Below are 16,678 nucleotides of genomic sequence, written 5' to 3' on the forward strand. Positions count from 1 at the left end.
CTGCCTCATCTGATCTGCTTTGCTGGGGCCAAGTAGCCCTCTTCAGCAGGAATCGTGCCCTGCACGATGTCCTCGTGGGTCACCGGAGCACCGGGGTCCGTCTCGCTGCCACCGAGCGCCTTCACTCCGGTAAAGCCCTTTGTGCCCGACTCTCCATAGGCCGTGATGGCCTGGCCCTGCTTGGAGCCGGGACCGTAGACCACGGCAATGTCATTGCCCTTCCGGAAGATGAAGTTTCCTGCCTGGCCCGATGACTGGTACACGGCATCAGGGTTCTTCAGGATTTCCAGGACCTGTTCGTCGGTGAAGCCGTGCCGTGTGCCCCCTGGTACTTGGGATGCTTGTTGATCTCACCGTTCCGCGCTCTCTCGGCGATGTCGTCCAGGATCTTGTCGACCCGCTTCTGCGCCTTTTCCTCCTTCGTGCACTTGGGCATGAGGCCCAGCGGGTCGCATCCGCTGTGCGGGTTGTCCACATACGCAAGGGGATTCGGGGCGGGAGCCAGGCCGAGGGGGTCCGGCGAGGTGTAGCGTCCGGTCTCGGGGTCGTAGTGGCGGAAACAGTTGTAGTGGAGGCCGGTCTCGGGATCGTAGTACTGGCCGGGGAAACGCAGTGGGGTGTATGCGCTGGCGTCACGGGACCAGGCCGTGGTGCCCCAGAGCGTGCTCCGGGTGCGCCAGGCGATGTCGCCATGTGCGGGGCATCCAGCTGGTGACTGGTCTGTTCGCACAGGGTCAGGCCGTCCCAGGTGAACCGGACCACCTCGACCACACTCTCGCCATCGGCCGCCAGGCGCTCCTTCGCGGTGCGGCGGCCGAGCGGGTCGTAGCGGTACCTCCACCGGGTCCCGTCAGGGATGGTCACGGAGGTGAGGCGGTTCTCCGTTTCCCACGTGTAGCGCCAGGTGTCCGGCTTGCGGGAGAGGCGGGTCTTCTGCCGCAGGATGACCCGGCCGAGGGCGTCGTACTCGAAGCGGACGTCTCCGGCGCGGCTCGGCTCGGCTAGGGGCAGGTGGGCGTGGCGGCGTCTGCCGTGGTGGGGCGAGGTTCCTTCAGGGCTTCTATGAAGGGGGTGAAGGATGCGGGCAGGAAGGTGAGGGTTGCCCTCGCCGGGGCCTTGGAGTCGCGGATGGATATGCGGGTGACCGCGGTCGCGATCTCCACGCAGGAGTCTCCGTCGCCCGGCCCGGAGTAGGACGACTTCCGCCAGTTGTCGGGGGTACCCATAGAGTGCCTCACAGCTCCTTCGCCAGCCTGTGGATGAAGTCGCGCGAGCGCCCGGGGTCGAGCGACGCAGCTTCCACTTTATGAAAGAGCGTTCGAAACGATCCCAGCTGTGCCTCGGAGTCGATGAAAATCGCTCCATGAGGGCCGTCGCGTACGACGGTGTCTATCTTCGGCACGGCACCTCCCGCGTAGGTCATGGTGCTGGCGGCGCGGGCGAACCCTTCCAGACAGAAGGGGATGACACGTACGGTCACGTGCGCCGCTTCCGAAGTCTCCAGGATGTGAGCGAGTTGGGTCCGTGAGGCGGTGCGGTCGCTGACCATGATGCGCAATGCCGCCTCGTGGACGACTGCCTCATACGGGGTGGCTGCGACGGTTGCCTTGCGCTGCATCCGGTGGCGGACACGCACCTCGACCTCCTCGGCGGGCAGGTCGGGAACGCGGCCGGAGAAGACGGCACGAGCGTAGTCCTCAGTCTGAAGGAGCCCGGGAACCAAGACGAACTGGACATCCTTCAGGAACGTTGCATGGTGCTCCAGCTCGGCGAGATCGAGGAACGGCGCGGGCAACAGCTCCCGGTACTCCTCCCACCAGCCCCTCGCGCGGTCCGTCGTCATGGCCACCAGGGCTTCGATCAACCCGTCGTCCGAGCACGAGTAATTGGCAGCCAGTCGACGCAATCGGCTCTCGCTCACACCAGCAAGGCCGGCTTCGATCTGACTGATCTGCGGAGCACTCACCCCGAGGAGCGCTGCCGCCTCCCGCGATGTGAGGCCTGCCGCATCACGAAGCCTGCGCAGCTCGACCGCCAGGCGCATCTGACGTGCCGTCGGCTCGATCCTCTTGGCCACCGACCGGTCCTCCCAACATGCCTGCCAGCGCAACCCGTTCGGGGGCAGATTACGCTTGCGAGATCTAAATAATGCCCCCTACCGTCAGTGACGCACCATACACGCAACGGAAGTGCACCGCTTCGTCGCGACATGATGGCTGCGGCAATGCCACCGTGCGCGAAATCCCCTTCACCTCACCGGAGTTGATGACGCATGCCCGAAACCCTGGACTGGGAACTACACCCTCTACATCCCCAACGACCTCAGAGCGGTGACGGTCTGCCGCCGCACGCTGCGCCTGATCCTGACCCTGCACGGGTTGACCGCGTTGATGGACACGGCAGAACTGCTGGCGACGGAGCTGGTATCGAACGCGGTACGCCACACGAAGGGGCCGGCGGCGCTGAGGGTTCGCCGCAGGCGGAGGGGGTGGTGTGGCTCGGGGCGTGGGACACGGACCCCGGACCACCGGAGCCGCCGCAACCGTTGGCGTCGACAGGGGAGCTGGAGGAGGCAGGCCGGGGACTGGGCCTGGTCATGACCTGCGGGGACTACTGGGGCTGGCAGCCGTCGGCGCGGTTCGGGAACCGGGGCAAGTACGTGTGGTGCGAACTTGCTGCGGCCTAGCTCGTTGATCACGTCGTACGGAAAGGAGAGCTGATGGTCGGCTCGTCGCACGAGGCGCTGCACCGGATCTTCCAGAAGGACCCGGCGCTGCTGACACGAGCGTTACAGAGCGTGCTGCACGTCCCGTTCCCCGAACCACGGGAGATCGCGGCTCTGAACGTGGACCTCACCGAGATCGAACCGGTCGAGCGGCGGGTGGACACGCTGCTGCGGGCGGAGACGGACGAGGGCACGTACCTGCTGGTGGTCGAGTCACAGGGAAAGGCGGACGACCGCAAACGGGGCAGCTGGCCCTACTACCTCTCCTACCTCTACGAGAAGTACCGCTGCGAACCGGTGCTCATCGTCATCACCCAGAGCAGCACCACGGCACGCTGGGCCTCCCAGCCCATCCAGCTCGGCTTTCCCGGCTGGTACTCCCTGACGGTGCGTCCGCTCGTGCTCGGTCCGGACAACGTGCCGGTTATCGCGGACGAGCGACAGGCGGAACGGGATGTCCCCCTTGCGGTGCTCTCGGCGATGACACACGGGCGCGGCCCGGGCGCCGCCGCCATACTGGAATCCCTGGCCTCCGCCCTGGGAACCATCGACCCCGACAGCGCCGCGGTCTTCGTGCAGTTCGTCGACTCATGCCTGGCCGATCCCCAGGCGAAGCAGATGTGGAGGGATCTGATGACGGCGATCCAGTACTTCTGGCGACACCCGCTCGCAGAGCAGGTGCGCGAGGAGGGGCGAGAGCAGGGCTTGGAACAGGGCCTGGAACAGGGCCGGGTCGAGGCCAAGGCCGAGATGGTCCTCCACATCCTCCAGTGGCGCGGCATTCAGGTGACCGACGCGGTCCGCGAGCGAGTGGAGGCGTGCACGGACCTGGACCAGCTTGAGGCCTGGGCGCAACGAGCGGTACACGCGACGGACGCGGCGGAGCTGTTCACCGAAGGGTGAGAGCCGGAGTCGCGGTGAGACACAGTCACTCCACCGAGGTGTGCTCCAGCCAGCGGGCCAGGGCGTCGCGCGTCGCCTGAGAGGTTGATCTGCTCTCGGCGAGCCTGGCGCCCAACGCTCTGAGCGAGGGGACACGGTGAGGGTTCTTCAGGCAGACGAAATCCGTCCACTCCTGCCCTTGCGAGCCTCGGGCAATGACATTTCCGTCGAGCGAGAGCATGACGAACTCGGGGTGCCCCCAACCACACCCCGTGACCCGAGCCTCGGCGCCGGCTCCTGCAAAATCCCAATCCATCTGTAGTGCAACACGCGCCCACCTGGCGGCACCAGCGTGATCGTTCTCCGTGTCACGGACAGCGATGAGGAACTGTGGGGATTTGGGATCGAAGAGGCCTTGATGCGCACAGAGCATGTACCACTCATGGTTCACTCTCTGCTGAAAATCGGGGGCATCATTTTCGACGCTCACGGCCCACTCCTTCCCCTCCGTTGCGGTCGAGTTCGCAAAGGAAGCCAGGTGTGGAGGTATCACCGGGACGGAAGAGCCGACCATCCCCAGGTACTTCAGACCCGCGGCGGTCAGGCCACGCGCAAGGTCCGATTCCTCACCACTCGGGGTATGGCGCGCCCCATCGACATACGCGGTCAGGGCTGCAATGGAGGCGCTGTCGGAGACTGCCTGAATACGAGCCCCGGTCCCCACGATGTCGACGGAAATGCCGTCGCCCCCTGTGAGGGAGATGTCCGCTGTCACATCAGTGCCGAAACCATCCAGAGTGATCGAGCGAAGTCCGCCGAAGGCAAGCTCGATCTGCACGGTGTTGAAACCCTGCGCAGCCCACTTCCGCGGAGGCCGAGCAGGATAGTCCGGCAGGTCCAGACGCACCCTCATCTCGGGCCCATCCCTGCCCAACACCACCTGGTGCAAGCGGATCCCGGACAGGCTCGGCGGGGCGCCCTGATAGATGCGGTTGATGCCCTCAGGGTTGGTCACGAAAGATGTCCACACCACGGTTGCCTACCATCCAGCCCTCCACCGAAAGGAATTGAGTCCTATTCCTCTGGAGTCATGGGGCTCGCAAGATCTGCGAGCCGCGCCGCAGCCCGACCCAGATCGACATGTTCATAGCCGGTTCGAAGGAAAAGTTCGCGAGGACTCGATGCTTGGATGACATATTCTGCCAAGCGTCCCCACAGGTTTCCCGTCGCTTCAGATACCCACATGGTTGGAGTGCCGGTGACGTCCTCCCTGCCGACCGCGGGTGAGTCAGCCGATTCCAGATCTGCAGCGACCTCGATACGCACCTGAGAGACGTCCGACATCAGCCTTCTCACCTCCCCTGCCGATGTGGCCAGCGAGGCCACTTCGGCCGATGATGTGCCGATATTCAATAGCTGAGCATCAGAAAGTTCCAACCCCTGATGGATGATCTGAAAGAGAGCTCTGAATTCATCAGATCTCAGCGTGACACCGGTCATTTCTCCCCTTATTCAAGAACGTCGTCGAACCATGCTTTACCGCCCCTGGGTGTGAAAACTGTACCCCCGCCATCGTCTTCGATGACGACGGCTTGCTTGTCAGGGTCCCAGTAGCCGACGCGGCCATTGCGAAGGTCGTAGCGCACCTGGACACCCGGCACATCACCATTTATCACGCCATCGACATAATACTTCAGGGCATCCTGGTGTACGCCCCGGACATAGTGGGTCCCATTGCCATCAGGGCGGATTGCCTCCTCGTTTGCATGTCTGGCTATTTCTTCGGCGACGGGATCAACCTGCGGGCAGTTCGGCGCCAGCCCCAGCGGATCGACCCAGACGTGAGGGTTGCGGACGTAGCTGACAGGATTGGGAGCCGGTATCAGGCCCAGGGGGTCAGGGCGGACATACCGAGCCGTCTCTGTGTCGTAATGGCGAAAATAGTTGTAGTGGAGCCCGGTTTCCGGGTCGTAATACTGGCCGGGAAAGCGCAGAGGGGTATAGGCGCTGCTGTTCGCTGCCCACGTCGTTGTCCCCCACAGCGTGCTTCTGGTGTGCCAGGCGATGTCGCCTCGCTCATCAATGAGTTCGCTGGGTGTTCCAACCAAGTCGGTGACGATGGCGAAGAAGCGGGAGTCGATCTCGTTCTGGGGGGCGTCTGCCGCGGTGATGCGTTCCGTTTGAGCCAAGGGGCGCAGCCCCTGGTGGTCCCAGGTAAGGGTGACCGGGTTGGGGAGGTCCGCAGACGTCGTCGTCTGTTCGCAGAGGGTGGTGCCGTCCCAGGTGAAGTCGACCCGCTCTACGACTGTCTCCCCGTCAGTCGCGAGGCGGAGTTTGGCGGTGCGTCGGCCGAGCGGGTCATAGGTGTAGAGCCACCGGGTGCCGTCCGGTGTCGTCACCGAGGCGAGGCGGTCTTCGGCGTCCCATTCGTAGCGCCAGGTGTCGGGCTTACGGGACAGGCGGGTCTTCTGGCGGAGAGTGATGCGGCCTAGGGCGTCGTGCTCGTAGCGGACGTTGCCGGCGCGCAGGATACGTGTGCCGGCGTACTCGCGGATCCCCACCGCCTCCTGACCCGGATGGTCCGCCGGCCACGATGCCTGTGTCTGGTTGCCTGCCTCGTCGTAGGCGTACCGCTCCGTCCAGCCCGCCGCATGGACCGCCGTCACCCGGCCCGCCGCATCGAGGTCGAAGCGGCGGGAGCCGGCGAGCTGATCGTCGATGCCTGTCAGACTGCCGTCGGCGCGGTAGGTGTATGTCCGGTGCTGCACCGAGCGGCCCGCCGCCCCGGCCACCGACTGGATCGTCAGACGGCCCAGCGCGTCGAAGGCATGCTCCAGCGTGACCGTCTCGCCGATATGGCGCAACAGTTCGTGGCCTGCCTCGTCGTAGGTGAAGTCGATAGCGCGTCCCGAGGCCACCATGCCGGTGCGGCGCCCGGCAGCGTCGTACGACCAGGATGTCCTGGCCCCGGTCGGGGTCGTGCGTTCGGTGCGGCGCCCCAGCTCGTCGTACTTGTACGTCAGGGTCCGTCCGTTGACCGTTTCCGAGTGCAGGCGGCCATAACGCTCTCGCAGCAGAGTGAGTGTCGTGCCATCGGGGCCCGTCGCCTGCGCCAGTTGGTCCGTGAAGTCGTACGCGTATGTCGTGACCTGGCCCGCCGCATTCTTGCGGGTCATCTGGCCCAGTTCGTTGCGCTCGAAGGACACCATGTCGCCAAGAACGTTTCTGCGGGAGACAAGGCGGCCCGCAAGGTCGTACTCGTAGGTCAGGGTGCGGTCGTCGAAGTCCGTCTCCGTCGCCAGGCGGCCCGCCGCGTCGTACTCGTACGTCCACGTGAGGCCCTGTGGGTTGGTGACCTTTGTCAGGCGCAGCTCGCTGTCGTGGTCGAACTCGTAGCGGACCCCGTCCGGGCCCGTGCGCGCCGTCAGCAGGTCGAAGTGGGTGTACTCGAAGCGGGAGACGCCGCCGATCGGGTCGGTGTGGCTGGTGCAGTTGCCCTCGCCGTCGTACGTCCAGGACTCGGTCGTGCCGTCCGGGGCCGTACGGGCCGACAGGTGACCCTCCACGGTCCACTCCAGCCGGGTCACCGCACCTGTCGGGTCCGTTGTCGTGATGGCGCGGCCGAGGGCGTCGCGTTCGTAGCGCGTCACCGCGCCCAGCGGGTCCGTCACCTCCACCGGGAGGCCCGCACGGTCGCACACGACCCCTGTCGTGTGGCCCAATGGATCCGTCACGGACGTCAGGTGGCCGGCCTCCGTGTACGTGAAGTGGGTCGCCCGGCCCGCCGGGTCCGTCACCGACGTGCGGTTGCCCCGCTCGTCGAAGCCCTGCCGGATTACCGTGCCGTCCGGATTCACCAGCTTCACCGGCAGACCGAGTTCGCTGTACTCCGTCCTCGCCTCGCGGCCGTCCGGGCGTACCACCCTCGTGGTGTTGCCCATCTCGTCATACTCGAAGGTCGTCGTGTGGCCCAGCGGGTCCGTCCGGGACAGCAGGCGGTTGTAGCGGTCGCGGTGGTATCCGGTCTCGGCGCCCAGCGGGTCGACCACAGCCACCACCTGCCGGGCCTCGTTGACCAGGTAGCGCGTGCTGTGGCCTTCGCCGTTGGTCGCCGTGGTCACCCGCACGCCCGTCTCCGGGTCCGGTTCCCCGTAGGCGAAGCGTGTCGCCATGTGGCCCGCAGCGCCGGTCTGGGACGTGCAGCGGTCCTGGTCGTCGTACTCGTACGCGTAACTGCGGTCGTTCGTGTCCGTCCAGGACGTGATGCGGCCGGAGTCGTCGTAGGTGAAGCGGAACGGCAGTCCCGAGGAGTTGACGACCTCGGTGAGGTTGCCCTCCGTGTAGCCGAAGAGTTTCAGCTCCTGGCCGGTCGCCACCAGGTGGTAGGCCGTGACACGGCCCGAGTCTGTCGTGATGCGGACGCCCTGGCCGGCACTCGTCACCACGGCCAGCGGCGTGCCCTTCTCGTCGTACTCGAACGTGATCCAGTTGCCGTTGCGGTCGTCGATTTGTTCAAGGACGGCAAGGTCCTCGCCCCGGTCCGCGAAGTGCCAGGTGCGGAGCGTACGCGGGTCCGTGATCGTGTATCCGTCGGCCACACGGTCCAAGGGCCAGCGGGGGCCGTGGGACGGGAGGGTGGGCAACCCCGGGGCCGGGTGCGGGTACGCGAGGAGCAGGCCGTCCTCCGTGACGAAGACGACTCCCTGTGCGTCGATCTCCAAGCGTTGGTCGAGGGTGGACGACCACGAGGGGCCGAACCAGCGGCCCTGGTGGTAGCCGGACTCCACCCGCCGCTTGAGGACCAGCGGAAGCACACCTGGGAGCGTCACATCCGTCTGCGGGAGGAACATCTTGCCGGTGGCGACGTCGACCGGGTCACCACAGTCCTCCACGGCATCGTCTTGCCGGGAATGGTCCTGTGGGTTCTCGTCCACCTCGTCGCGGGCAGACTTTCCGCCCGCACCATCCGCCGCCCCGCGCTCCCCCGCCGCAGCCTCCTCGGCGCCCTTCACCCCGTCCTCCGCGACCCGGGCGCCGTCGACTGCGACGCCCTCGGCCCCCGCCTCCGGGATGAGGAACTGGGGAGCGAGTTCGCCGCCGACGCCGCCGGGGTCCTCCAGGAAGGAGTTCCAGAGCTTGTCTCCGGTTTCGGTGGGGTGGGTGACCAAGTGCACGGCGCCGCCGAGGAGTTCCACCTTGGCCTGGATCGCCTCGTAGGGGTGCGTGATCGCGTACGGGTCGAGCGGGTTCGCGTTGCGGGCCAGGTTGTTCAGGTCCCCGAGCCCGCGGACGAAACCGCCGAAGAAGCGCATGTCCTCCGTCTTGGCGGCATCCAGGACGTCGGCGCCGTCGAGCTTGAGCTGGTTGAGGGCCGACGGCTCACTGGGGGCGTGCTGCAGGGCGGCTTTGACGCGGTCGGCGGCCTCCGATGCGAGGTGGGTGCGCTGGCGTCGGGCGGCGGCCAGGATCTGTTCGGCCGCGTGCTTGGCCTCGTCTCCCGGGTCCTGCTCCGACGGCCTGGGCCCGGGATCGTCCTTGCCCGCCTCGACCGCGTCGTTGTAGGTCTTCACCTTCTGCTCGTGGGTCTTCGAGGCGGCCTTGCCCTCGCGGTACTTCGCCACCGCCTCCCGCGCCTGGGCCTGGGCCCACTCCACCGTGTGCGCGAAGTTCTCCAGCGCGGATGCCGCCTCACCGCACGCTTCGGCTGCCTGCTGCCACTTGACCTGGTGCGAGGCGAACTTCTTGCGGAAGGCGTCGGCCGCCTCGCCCTTGAAGTCCGACGAGTCGAGATCCCTCATACCGGACGCAACGGCGCCGAAGGCCTTCGCGAAGCGCTGCAGATGCCCCGCCGTCTCGCGCAGCTTCGCCGGGTTGCCGTGGATGAGTTCCTTCGGGTCCTCGGTCTCGTCCAGCTGCTGCTCGTCCACATGTGCGCCCAGCTTGGACGCGGTCGAGTCACCCCAGTCGTCGACCTTGTCGGCCCAGCCGTGCGCACCGGCCCAGTCGAGCGCGTCGCCCACGCCATGGGCACCCTCGTCGATGACATGGCCCGTCGCCCGCTTGACGTGGTCGTAGCCGGACTTGAGCGAGCCCAGAGCACTGTTGAACTTCCCCGTGAGCGACATCAGTTGCCGCCACCCGTCCCGGTCACGTCCTGCACGATGGACGGCGAGACCGGGATCGGGCTGCCCGGTATCCCCTCGCTCGTCTCCACGTCCGTGAGCATGCCCTTCCCGGTCTGCTTCAGGGAGTTCACCAGGTTGTCGCGGTCCTGCTTGCCGTAACCCGTCGTCATCCCGGCGTGGTTGATCTGGTCCACGCTCTCCTTCTCCACCTGGTCGTTGGAGGCGAAGGGGTCTCCGACGGCGGAGTTGTAGGCGATCTTGAACGAGCCCTTCACGTACTCGTCCGTCTGGTGGAAGGTGCCGGCCGCCAGCCCCATCCCCTCGGCCAGTGCGTTGCCCTCCTGCATCAGATCGCGCACTCCCCACTGCCAGCGCTCGCAGAAGGTGTGCAGCATCGCGCCCAGCTGGTCGTCACCGACGTCCATGCCGTCCATCTCCAAGCCCGTGAAGCCGCGGCCCGCGCCCGCCCAGCCCTTCATCCCGCCCAGCGAATCCATCTCGCTCAGAGCCTTGTTGATGCCCTCGGCGATCGACTTCAGCCCCTGCACCTGCAGATCCGGCCGGCCGCCCCCACTCGGAGTCGTCACTGTCGCCTCTCCCCCGTCGATCGTCCGTCCCCGGCACCCGAGTCCGATCCCGGGCCCATGTCGATCACGCCAGACGTACGTGTCACGGTTCCGCTCTCCCCGTCTGCGTCGACGTCCGCACCGCCCGGCCGGTTCACGGCCACCGCCTCCGGCACGATCCCCACCACCGGCGGCAGCACCCACCCCCGCTCGCCGTCACCGGCATCCACCAGCACCCCGCACGGCAACCCGGTCCCGGCAACTGCCGGCACACCGGCGTCCAGCACCGCAGCACCCCACACCGCCCGGTACCGCCAGGTCCGGTCGCTCTCCCCGCGCGCCCGCGCACAGCGCCCGAGCGCCGCCTCGTCGGTGAACGCGAGCAGCCACCGCGCTCCCTGCATCTCCACCGTCAGCGCCGCTCCGCCCTCCCCGTACGGGACAAGGACCCGACGGCGGCGGAACTCGCCCAGTCGCGCACGGAACGCACGGCGGTGGGAACGGAGTCGGTCCGTCAGGTCCGTCAGGTCGGTCAGGTCGGTCAGGTCCGTCGGATCCGTCGGCCGGGGCGGCTGCGCGGTCGGCATTGCGTCGGCGAACATGTCGTCTGCCCTCGGACCTGAGGGGGTGGGCTCGGCCTCGACGGGTGACGTCGGCGTCTCACTCGCGCGCACGACCGTCTGCTCCGCGATGTCCGCCAGCGCCGACCTGGGCGGATGCGCCTCGGCCTCGCCCGTCTCCCCCACCGACCTCGCCGGCTCAGCGCCACTCACAGCGCCACTCACAGCGCCATCCCCCCTTGATGGAACCACCTGGTCAAGTCCTGCCGATTTCATTCAGCGAACGACCTTCGATCCTCACATGGGCGATCCCGCGCCAGCAACGCCCATCGGATCAACAATGGGCAAAGGAAGGCCAATTGCCGGCGTCTCCCGGGCGTTTTCCATCACCGGTGGCACGGCAGAGCCGCGAACTCCCCGTACCGGGGGGGCGCGTCAGGGCGCCGTCAGCCGCCGGAACTCGATCGTCTCGTACGCCCCCGTCATCCCGGTCTCGTACAGGATCCCGACGGTGTCCTGGTCCAGCTGCACGAGGTCGGAGTAGGCCGCCCGGCGTGCGGACAGCGTGAGTGCCTTGGTGAAGGTCGCTCCGCCGTCCGTGCTGCTCCACAGGGCCATCGCGCGGCGGACGGTCGGCACGGACGGGCCGGAGAACAGCAGCGGTGCGGCAGGGCCCCGGAGCTGGAGGACGCTGCCCTGGGTCACGGGGACGTCGTCCAGGGTGGACTGGACGGCGAGGGGCCGGTCGAGGGTGGTGCCGCCGTCGCTGCTGTAGCCGTCGAGGCGGTTGCCGGGGCTGCTGCCGTTCTGGTCCCGGGAGCCGATGTACAGGCGGCCGTCCGGGAGCTGGGTGGCGCTGGTCTCGTTGGCGTTGGCCACGCCGTCGTAGGTGTCGTCCACGAAGCCGAGGTGCCAGGTGCGGCCGTCGTCGTCGCTGTAGAGGGCGTGGGCGCCGTAGTACCGGGCTTCCCGGCCGGTGTCGTGGGAGCCGGCGGGCGGGGCGGCGGAGTGGTCGGCGGGGATCAGCAGACGGCCGGCGTGCTTGCCGTGGGTGAGGGCCAGCGCGTGGCCGGGGCCGGTCGCGTACCAGCGCCAGCCGGGCCGCTTCACCTCGGCCGTGATCTCGTGCGGGGCTGTGAAGTGGCCGCCGTCGTCCCAGCTGCGCTGCACGAACACCCGGCGGCCCTGCTCCGGCGCGACCTTGCCGCGCATGATCTGGTCCTCCGTCACGGCCCCGCTGTTGGAGGAGGTCACCAGGACCACCGCACCGGTGCGCGGGTCGACCACGGGCGACGGGTTGCCCCGGGTGTCGCCGCGCCCGGCGGTCACCACCGTCATGGTGCCCCAGGTGCAGCCGCCGTCGGTGGAGCGGCGCAGGACGACATCGATGTCACCGCTGTCGGCGGTGCCGTCGCGCCGACCCTCGGCGAACGCCAGGACGGTGCCGCCGGTGCTCTCCCCGCGGTGCAGGTGCAGGTGCAGACGCCGGCGCAGGTGCGGGACGGTGAGGACGGTCGCCGGGATGCGGTAGCTGGCGTAGCCGCCCTCGCCGGCCGTGTAGGGCACCGAGGAGGTGCAGCCGTGTGCGGAGTGGGCCGGGTGCAGGGCGGTGAGCGGGGTGAGGAACGCGGTGGCGACGAGGAGGACGCGGCTCAGCGGGGTCACGCCTCATATATTCCCCGGAACCACCAGCCCCGACTCGTAGCCCACGATCACCAGCTGGGCGCGGTCGCGTGCCCCGAGCTTGCCCATGATCCGGCTGACGTGGGTCTTGGCGGTGAGCGGGCTGAGGCCCAACACCTCTGCCATCTCCGTGTTGTTGAGGCCTCGGGTGACGAGTGTCAGCACCTCCCGTTCTCGGTCCGAGAGGCACTCGGGGCCGCCCGTCGCGGGCGCGGAGGGGCTGCGCAGGAACCGCTCGATCAGGCGTGCCGTCGGGCCCGGGGAGAGCAGCGCCTCGCCCGCGGCGACCGTGCGGATCGCATCCAGCAGGTCCGCCGGACGGGTGTCCTTGACCAGGAAGCCCGAGGCGCCCGCGCGCAGCGCGTCCACGATGTTCTCGTCGGTGTCGTAGGTGGTGAGGACCAGCACCTTCACCCCGGCCAGGTCCTCGTCGGCGGCGATCAGCCGGGTGGCCTCGATACCGTCGAGTCCGGGCATGCGGATGTCCATCAGCACCAGGTCGGCGCGTTCGGCGCGGGCCAGGTCGACGGCCTCACGGCCGGTGGCGGCCTGTCCGACGACCACCATGTCCGGCGCGGACTCCACGAGCATCGCGAACGCGGCCCGTACGAGGGTCTGGTCGTCGGCGAGCAGGACCCGGACGGGGTTCATCGTGTTCCTCCCGGCGACAGTACGAGCGGCAGCAGGGCCGTCACCTCGAAGCCGTTCCCGTCCGTGCGCGGCCCGGCGTCGACGGTGCCGCCGACGCTGCGGGCCCGCTCCCGCATGCCGACCAGGCCGAAGCCGGGTGTGCCCGCTCCCGTGCCCGCGCCGTCGTCGGCGACGTGGACGCGCAGCGCGCCGTCGTCCTCGTGGACGCGCACGTGCACGGTCAGGTCGTCGCGGCCCCCGTGCCGTACCGCGTTGGTGAGCGCCTCCTGCACGATCCGGTAGGCGGCGGCTCCCACGGCGGGCGGCACCCCGTCGGCGGTGACCGTGAGCCGCACGTCGGCGCCGGCCACCGTCCGCGCGAGGTCGGCCAGGCCGTGCAGTCCGGGCAGCGGGCCGCGGGCGTCCGGTCCGCCCGCGTCGCGCAGGACCTCCAGGGTCGTGCGCAGTTCCCCGCGGGCGCTGCGGCAGGTCTCGGCGATGTCCTCCAGGGCCCCGGCGACGGCGGCCCGGTCCAGGCGGCCTGGGTCGGCGGACAGGACGTGGGCGGCGACCGAGGTCTGCACGCCGATGAGGGTGATGCTGTGGGCGAGCAGGTCGTGCAGGTCACGGGCGATGCGCAGGCGTTCCTCGGCGACCCGCCGGCGGGCCTCCTCTTCGCGGGTGCGTTCGGCCCGTTCGGCGCGTTCGAGGGCGGCGGCCGCGTTCTCGCGGTGGACGCGGATGTAGCCGCCCAGCACGAGCATCGAGACGATCCAGCCGGTGATCTGGAACGACACCGCGAGCCCCGCCGTGCCGTGGCCGATCTTCAGGACCAGCATGAGCCCGATGACGGCGCAGCCGATGACCGCCGTGCGCACCGGGCCGCTGCCGACCGCCACCGTGTAGAGGACGACCATGGAGGCGGCGGTGGGCGCGGAGTGGTTGTAGTTCTGCTGGTGGTAGAACGCGATCAGCGGGATCGCGATCGCCAGGACCGCGAGCGGCGCCCTGCGGCGCCAGGCCAGCGGCACGTGGAGGCCGAGCAGCAGGGTCCAGCCGAGCGCGTCCGGGTGCCGTCCGCTGCCGACGGTCACCGCGATCACGGAGGCCAGGGCGGCGAGGCCGGCGGCCAGGTACGCGTCCTGGCGCAGCGGGTCGAGGGACGCGAGGACCTGTCGGGGCCGGACGGCGGTGATGGTTGCCTGCACGGGTTCATCTTCCGGTAGGCGGGTGCCCCCGCCGGCGGCAGGGGCACCCGGAGGTCAGGCCACGGTTTCCGGGACTCGCTCGCGGCCGCCGGCCGGCGTCCCGGACAGCCGGCCCGGCCACCACACCCACCGTCCCAGCGCCACGCTCGCGCTGGTCACCAGGTAGGTGCGGACGAGGAAGGTGTCCAGCAGCACGCCGACCGCGATGACGAAGCCCAGCTCGACCAGCGGGACCAGACCCATGTCGGTGAGCACCGCGAAGGTGGCGGCGAGGACGAGCCCGGCGGAGGCGATGACCCCGCCGGTCGTCCGCAGGGCGGTGAGCGCGGCCGTCGCGGGCTCGGCACCGCGCAGCGACTCCTCCCGCATGCGGTGCATCAGGAAGATGCCGTAGTCGACGCCGAGGGCGACCAGGAACACGAAGGACAGCAGGCCCAGCCCCGGGTCGGCGCCGTGGAGGCCGAACAGTGGTCCGAACACCAGCCCGCCGACGCCGAGCGCCGCACCCCACACGGCGACCACGGCGGCCACCAGCATCAGCGGGGCGACCAGGGAGCGCAGCAGGACGATCAGGATCAGCAGCACGGACAGCAGGACGAGGGGCACGACGACCAGCCGGTCACGGGCGCTGGTGTCCTCCAGGTCGAGCTGCTGCGCGCTGGGCCCGCCGACGTAGGAGCCGTCGAGCCGGTGGCGGAGCGCCTTGATGGTGGCGGTCTCGGCGGCGGACTGGGGCGGGGCGGACGCGGTCACCGAGATCTCGGTCCAGCCTTTGCCGGTACGGCCCTCCTGTGCGCCCGCCACTCCCCGGGTGCGCTCGGCCGCCGCCAGCGTGGCGTCGGCACGGTCGGCCGGGGTGAGGATCTCAATGGGCTGCGCCGACCGTTCGGGGAAGGCCTTGGCGAGGGTGTCCATGGCGGCGACGGAGTCGGGCCGGTCGATGAAGGTGTCCAGCTGCTTGACCGGCCCGGGCAGGTTCAGCACACCGAGGGCGAGCGCGCCGAGCAGGACGGCGCCCAGGCCGAGGACGGTCAGCGGGCGGCGCCCGGCCGAGGAGCCCATCGCCGCGAACAGCGACCGGCGCTCCTTGGGCGTGCTGCCGTAGGAGGGCACGAGCGGCCAGAAGACGCGCCGGCCCAGCAGGACCAGGACGGCGGGGAGCAGCGTCAGCATCGCGGCCAGCGCGCACAGCACACCGACCGTGCCGAGCGGGCCCATGCCCCGGCTGGAGTTGAGGTCGGCGGCGAGCAGGCACAGCAGCCCGGCGGCGACCGTGCCGGAGGAGGCCAGGACGGCGGGCCCGCAGCCGCGCAGCGCGGCCCGCATGGCGTCGTACGGCCGTTCGTGGCGCCGCAGCTCCTCGCGGTAGCGGGAGACGAGGAGCAGGGCGTAGTCGGTGCCGGCGCCGAAGACGAGGATCGTCATGATGCCCGCGCTCTGGCCGGAGACGGTGGTGCCGAAGGCCTGGTGGAGGCCGTAGGCCGCGACCCGGGCGAGGAAGTCGGCGACACCGGCGACGACGAGCGGGACCAGCCACAGCAGCGGGCTGCGGTAGATGAGGATCAGCAGGATCGCGACGACGGCGACCGTGGTGTAGAGCAGGGGTCCGCCGAGGGAGGCGTACACCCCGGAGGCGTCGGTGGAGAGCGCGGCGGGGCCGCCCACCTCGACCGTCAGCCCGTCCTGGCCGTGGGCGGCCCGACGCACGTCGTCGACGAAGGCGTCGCGCTTCTTCTCGTCGGTGCCGGGCTCGTTGCTGGTGACCGGGTACATCAGCGTGGTGCCGTCGGCGGACGGGACGGCCCGCGGGGCGGTGGTCAGGGTGTGGCGGTGGGCGACGGCCGCCACCTGGCGCCCTGCCGTCGCCCGGTCGGCGGCGGTGAGGCCGCCGGCGCGGTGGTAGACGAGGACCAGGTCGGTGCTCTCGCCGCCCGGCAGCCGGTCCTGGAGCCGGGCGACCCGGGTGGAGTCGGCGGATGCGGGCAGATAGTCGGTCGCCCGGTTCTGCTGGACGTCGGTGAGCTTGGCGGCGAACGGCCCCGCCACGGCCAGCAGGACCACCCACAGGCCCAGCACCAGCCAGGGCAGGCCTCGTCGCCCGCCTGTCGCACGTGTTCTCGCGGCCCCCATGGAAACGGGCCCTCCCTCTGGAGCGGATGTCTGGATACGGCTTCCAGACTTCCGCCGCGGCGGGCCGCGTTCGTCGGGCGTGGGGGCGAGTTCGGGGGTACTGCCACGGGTGTCCGGGCGGCGCCGTTACTCCCCGGGGAGTATCAGGACGGCGTACGGGACGGCCGGG

13 protein-coding genes and 2 pseudogenes are annotated in these 16,678 nt (G+C 69.2%); 2 read left to right on the top strand and 13 right to left on the bottom strand.

What is annotated here, in order from left to right; all coding sequences use genetic code 11:
- Nucleotides 1–5: 5 nt before the first annotated feature.
- The 4 genes and pseudogenes from ACFZCP_RS19170 to ACFZCP_RS19185 form a co-directional block, all read right to left on the bottom strand.
- Nucleotides 6–263: a hypothetical protein gene (locus ACFZCP_RS19170; RefSeq protein WP_391428217.1), complete on the bottom strand. Its 258-nt coding sequence runs from the start codon at nucleotides 261–263 to the stop codon at nucleotides 6–8.
- Between the two features lie 167 nt (nucleotides 264–430).
- Nucleotides 431–993, bottom strand: a pseudogene (locus ACFZCP_RS19175) (RHS repeat-associated core domain-containing protein); the annotation flags it as partial.
- 8 nt (nucleotides 994–1,001) lie between these two features.
- Entirely contained in the window at nucleotides 1,002–1,226 is a 225-nt protein-coding gene (locus ACFZCP_RS19180; protein ID WP_391428218.1) for a DUF397 domain-containing protein, read from the bottom strand.
- Between the two features lie 8 nt (nucleotides 1,227–1,234).
- Complete coding sequence (locus ACFZCP_RS19185; protein ID WP_391428219.1) at nucleotides 1,235–2,077, bottom strand: Scr1 family TA system antitoxin-like transcriptional regulator; 843 nt, start codon at nucleotides 2,075–2,077, stop codon at nucleotides 1,235–1,237.
- A gap of 232 nt (nucleotides 2,078–2,309) precedes the next feature.
- Between ACFZCP_RS19185 and ACFZCP_RS19190 the strand changes: the two are divergent.
- Both ACFZCP_RS19190 and ACFZCP_RS19195 read left to right on the top strand, forming a co-directional pair.
- Nucleotides 2,310–2,686: pseudogene (locus ACFZCP_RS19190) on the top strand (ATP-binding protein).
- A 33-nt stretch (nucleotides 2,687–2,719) separates the two neighbouring features.
- Nucleotides 2,720–3,628 carry a hypothetical protein gene (locus ACFZCP_RS19195; RefSeq protein WP_391428220.1) on the top strand — a complete coding sequence of 303 codons (909 nt, stop codon included), beginning with the start codon at nucleotides 2,720–2,722 and terminating at the stop codon, nucleotides 3,626–3,628.
- 25 nt (nucleotides 3,629–3,653) lie between these two features.
- On the opposite strand, the gene ACFZCP_RS19200 is transcribed toward ACFZCP_RS19195, so the two are convergent.
- The 9 genes from ACFZCP_RS19200 to ACFZCP_RS19240 form a co-directional block, all read right to left on the bottom strand.
- Complete coding sequence (locus tag ACFZCP_RS19200) at nucleotides 3,654–4,622, bottom strand: Imm50 family immunity protein (RefSeq protein WP_391428221.1); 969 nt, start codon at nucleotides 4,620–4,622, stop codon at nucleotides 3,654–3,656.
- Nucleotides 4,623–4,681: 59 nt separating this feature from the next.
- Nucleotides 4,682–5,107, bottom strand: coding sequence for a hypothetical protein (locus tag ACFZCP_RS19205; RefSeq protein ID WP_391428222.1), 426 nt, complete (start codon nucleotides 5,105–5,107; stop codon nucleotides 4,682–4,684).
- 8 nt (nucleotides 5,108–5,115) lie between these two features.
- The gene (locus ACFZCP_RS19210; RefSeq protein ID WP_391428223.1) at nucleotides 5,116–9,732 is read right to left on the bottom strand and encodes a putative T7SS-secreted protein; all 4,617 of its coding nucleotides are present in this window, start codon (nucleotides 9,730–9,732) and stop codon (nucleotides 5,116–5,118) included.
- Nucleotides 9,732–10,319 (bottom strand): hypothetical protein, encoded by a 588-nt coding sequence (locus ACFZCP_RS19215; protein ID WP_391428224.1) that lies wholly within the window; start codon nucleotides 10,317–10,319, stop codon nucleotides 9,732–9,734. Before ACFZCP_RS19215 ends, ACFZCP_RS19210 begins: the two co-directional genes overlap by 1 nt.
- Nucleotides 10,316–11,071, bottom strand: a complete 756-nt coding sequence (locus tag ACFZCP_RS19220; RefSeq protein WP_391428225.1) for a hypothetical protein — start codon at nucleotides 11,069–11,071, stop codon at nucleotides 10,316–10,318. Before ACFZCP_RS19220 ends, ACFZCP_RS19215 begins: the two co-directional genes overlap by 4 nt.
- A 222-nt stretch (nucleotides 11,072–11,293) precedes the next feature.
- Nucleotides 11,294–12,523, bottom strand: a complete 1,230-nt coding sequence (locus ACFZCP_RS19225) for an exo-alpha-sialidase (protein ID WP_391428226.1) — start codon at nucleotides 12,521–12,523, stop codon at nucleotides 11,294–11,296.
- A 3-nt stretch (nucleotides 12,524–12,526) separates the two neighbouring features.
- A complete protein-coding gene (locus ACFZCP_RS19230; protein WP_391428227.1) occupies nucleotides 12,527–13,192 on the bottom strand; it encodes a response regulator in 666 nt (221 codons plus the stop codon).
- Nucleotides 13,189–14,379 (bottom strand): histidine kinase, encoded by a 1,191-nt coding sequence (locus ACFZCP_RS19235; RefSeq protein WP_391428228.1) that lies wholly within the window; start codon nucleotides 14,377–14,379, stop codon nucleotides 13,189–13,191. The genes ACFZCP_RS19230 and ACFZCP_RS19235 overlap by 4 nt, the downstream gene beginning before the upstream one ends.
- 54 nt (nucleotides 14,380–14,433) lie before the next feature.
- Nucleotides 14,434–16,509 carry an MMPL family transporter gene (locus ACFZCP_RS19240; protein ID WP_391428229.1) on the bottom strand — a complete coding sequence of 692 codons (2,076 nt, stop codon included), beginning with the start codon at nucleotides 16,507–16,509 and terminating at the stop codon, nucleotides 14,434–14,436.
- Nucleotides 16,510–16,678 lie beyond the last annotated feature (169 nt).

Source organism: Streptomyces sp. NPDC007971, assembly GCF_042958635.1.
GTDB lineage: Bacteria > Actinomycetota > Actinomycetes > Streptomycetales > Streptomycetaceae > Streptomyces.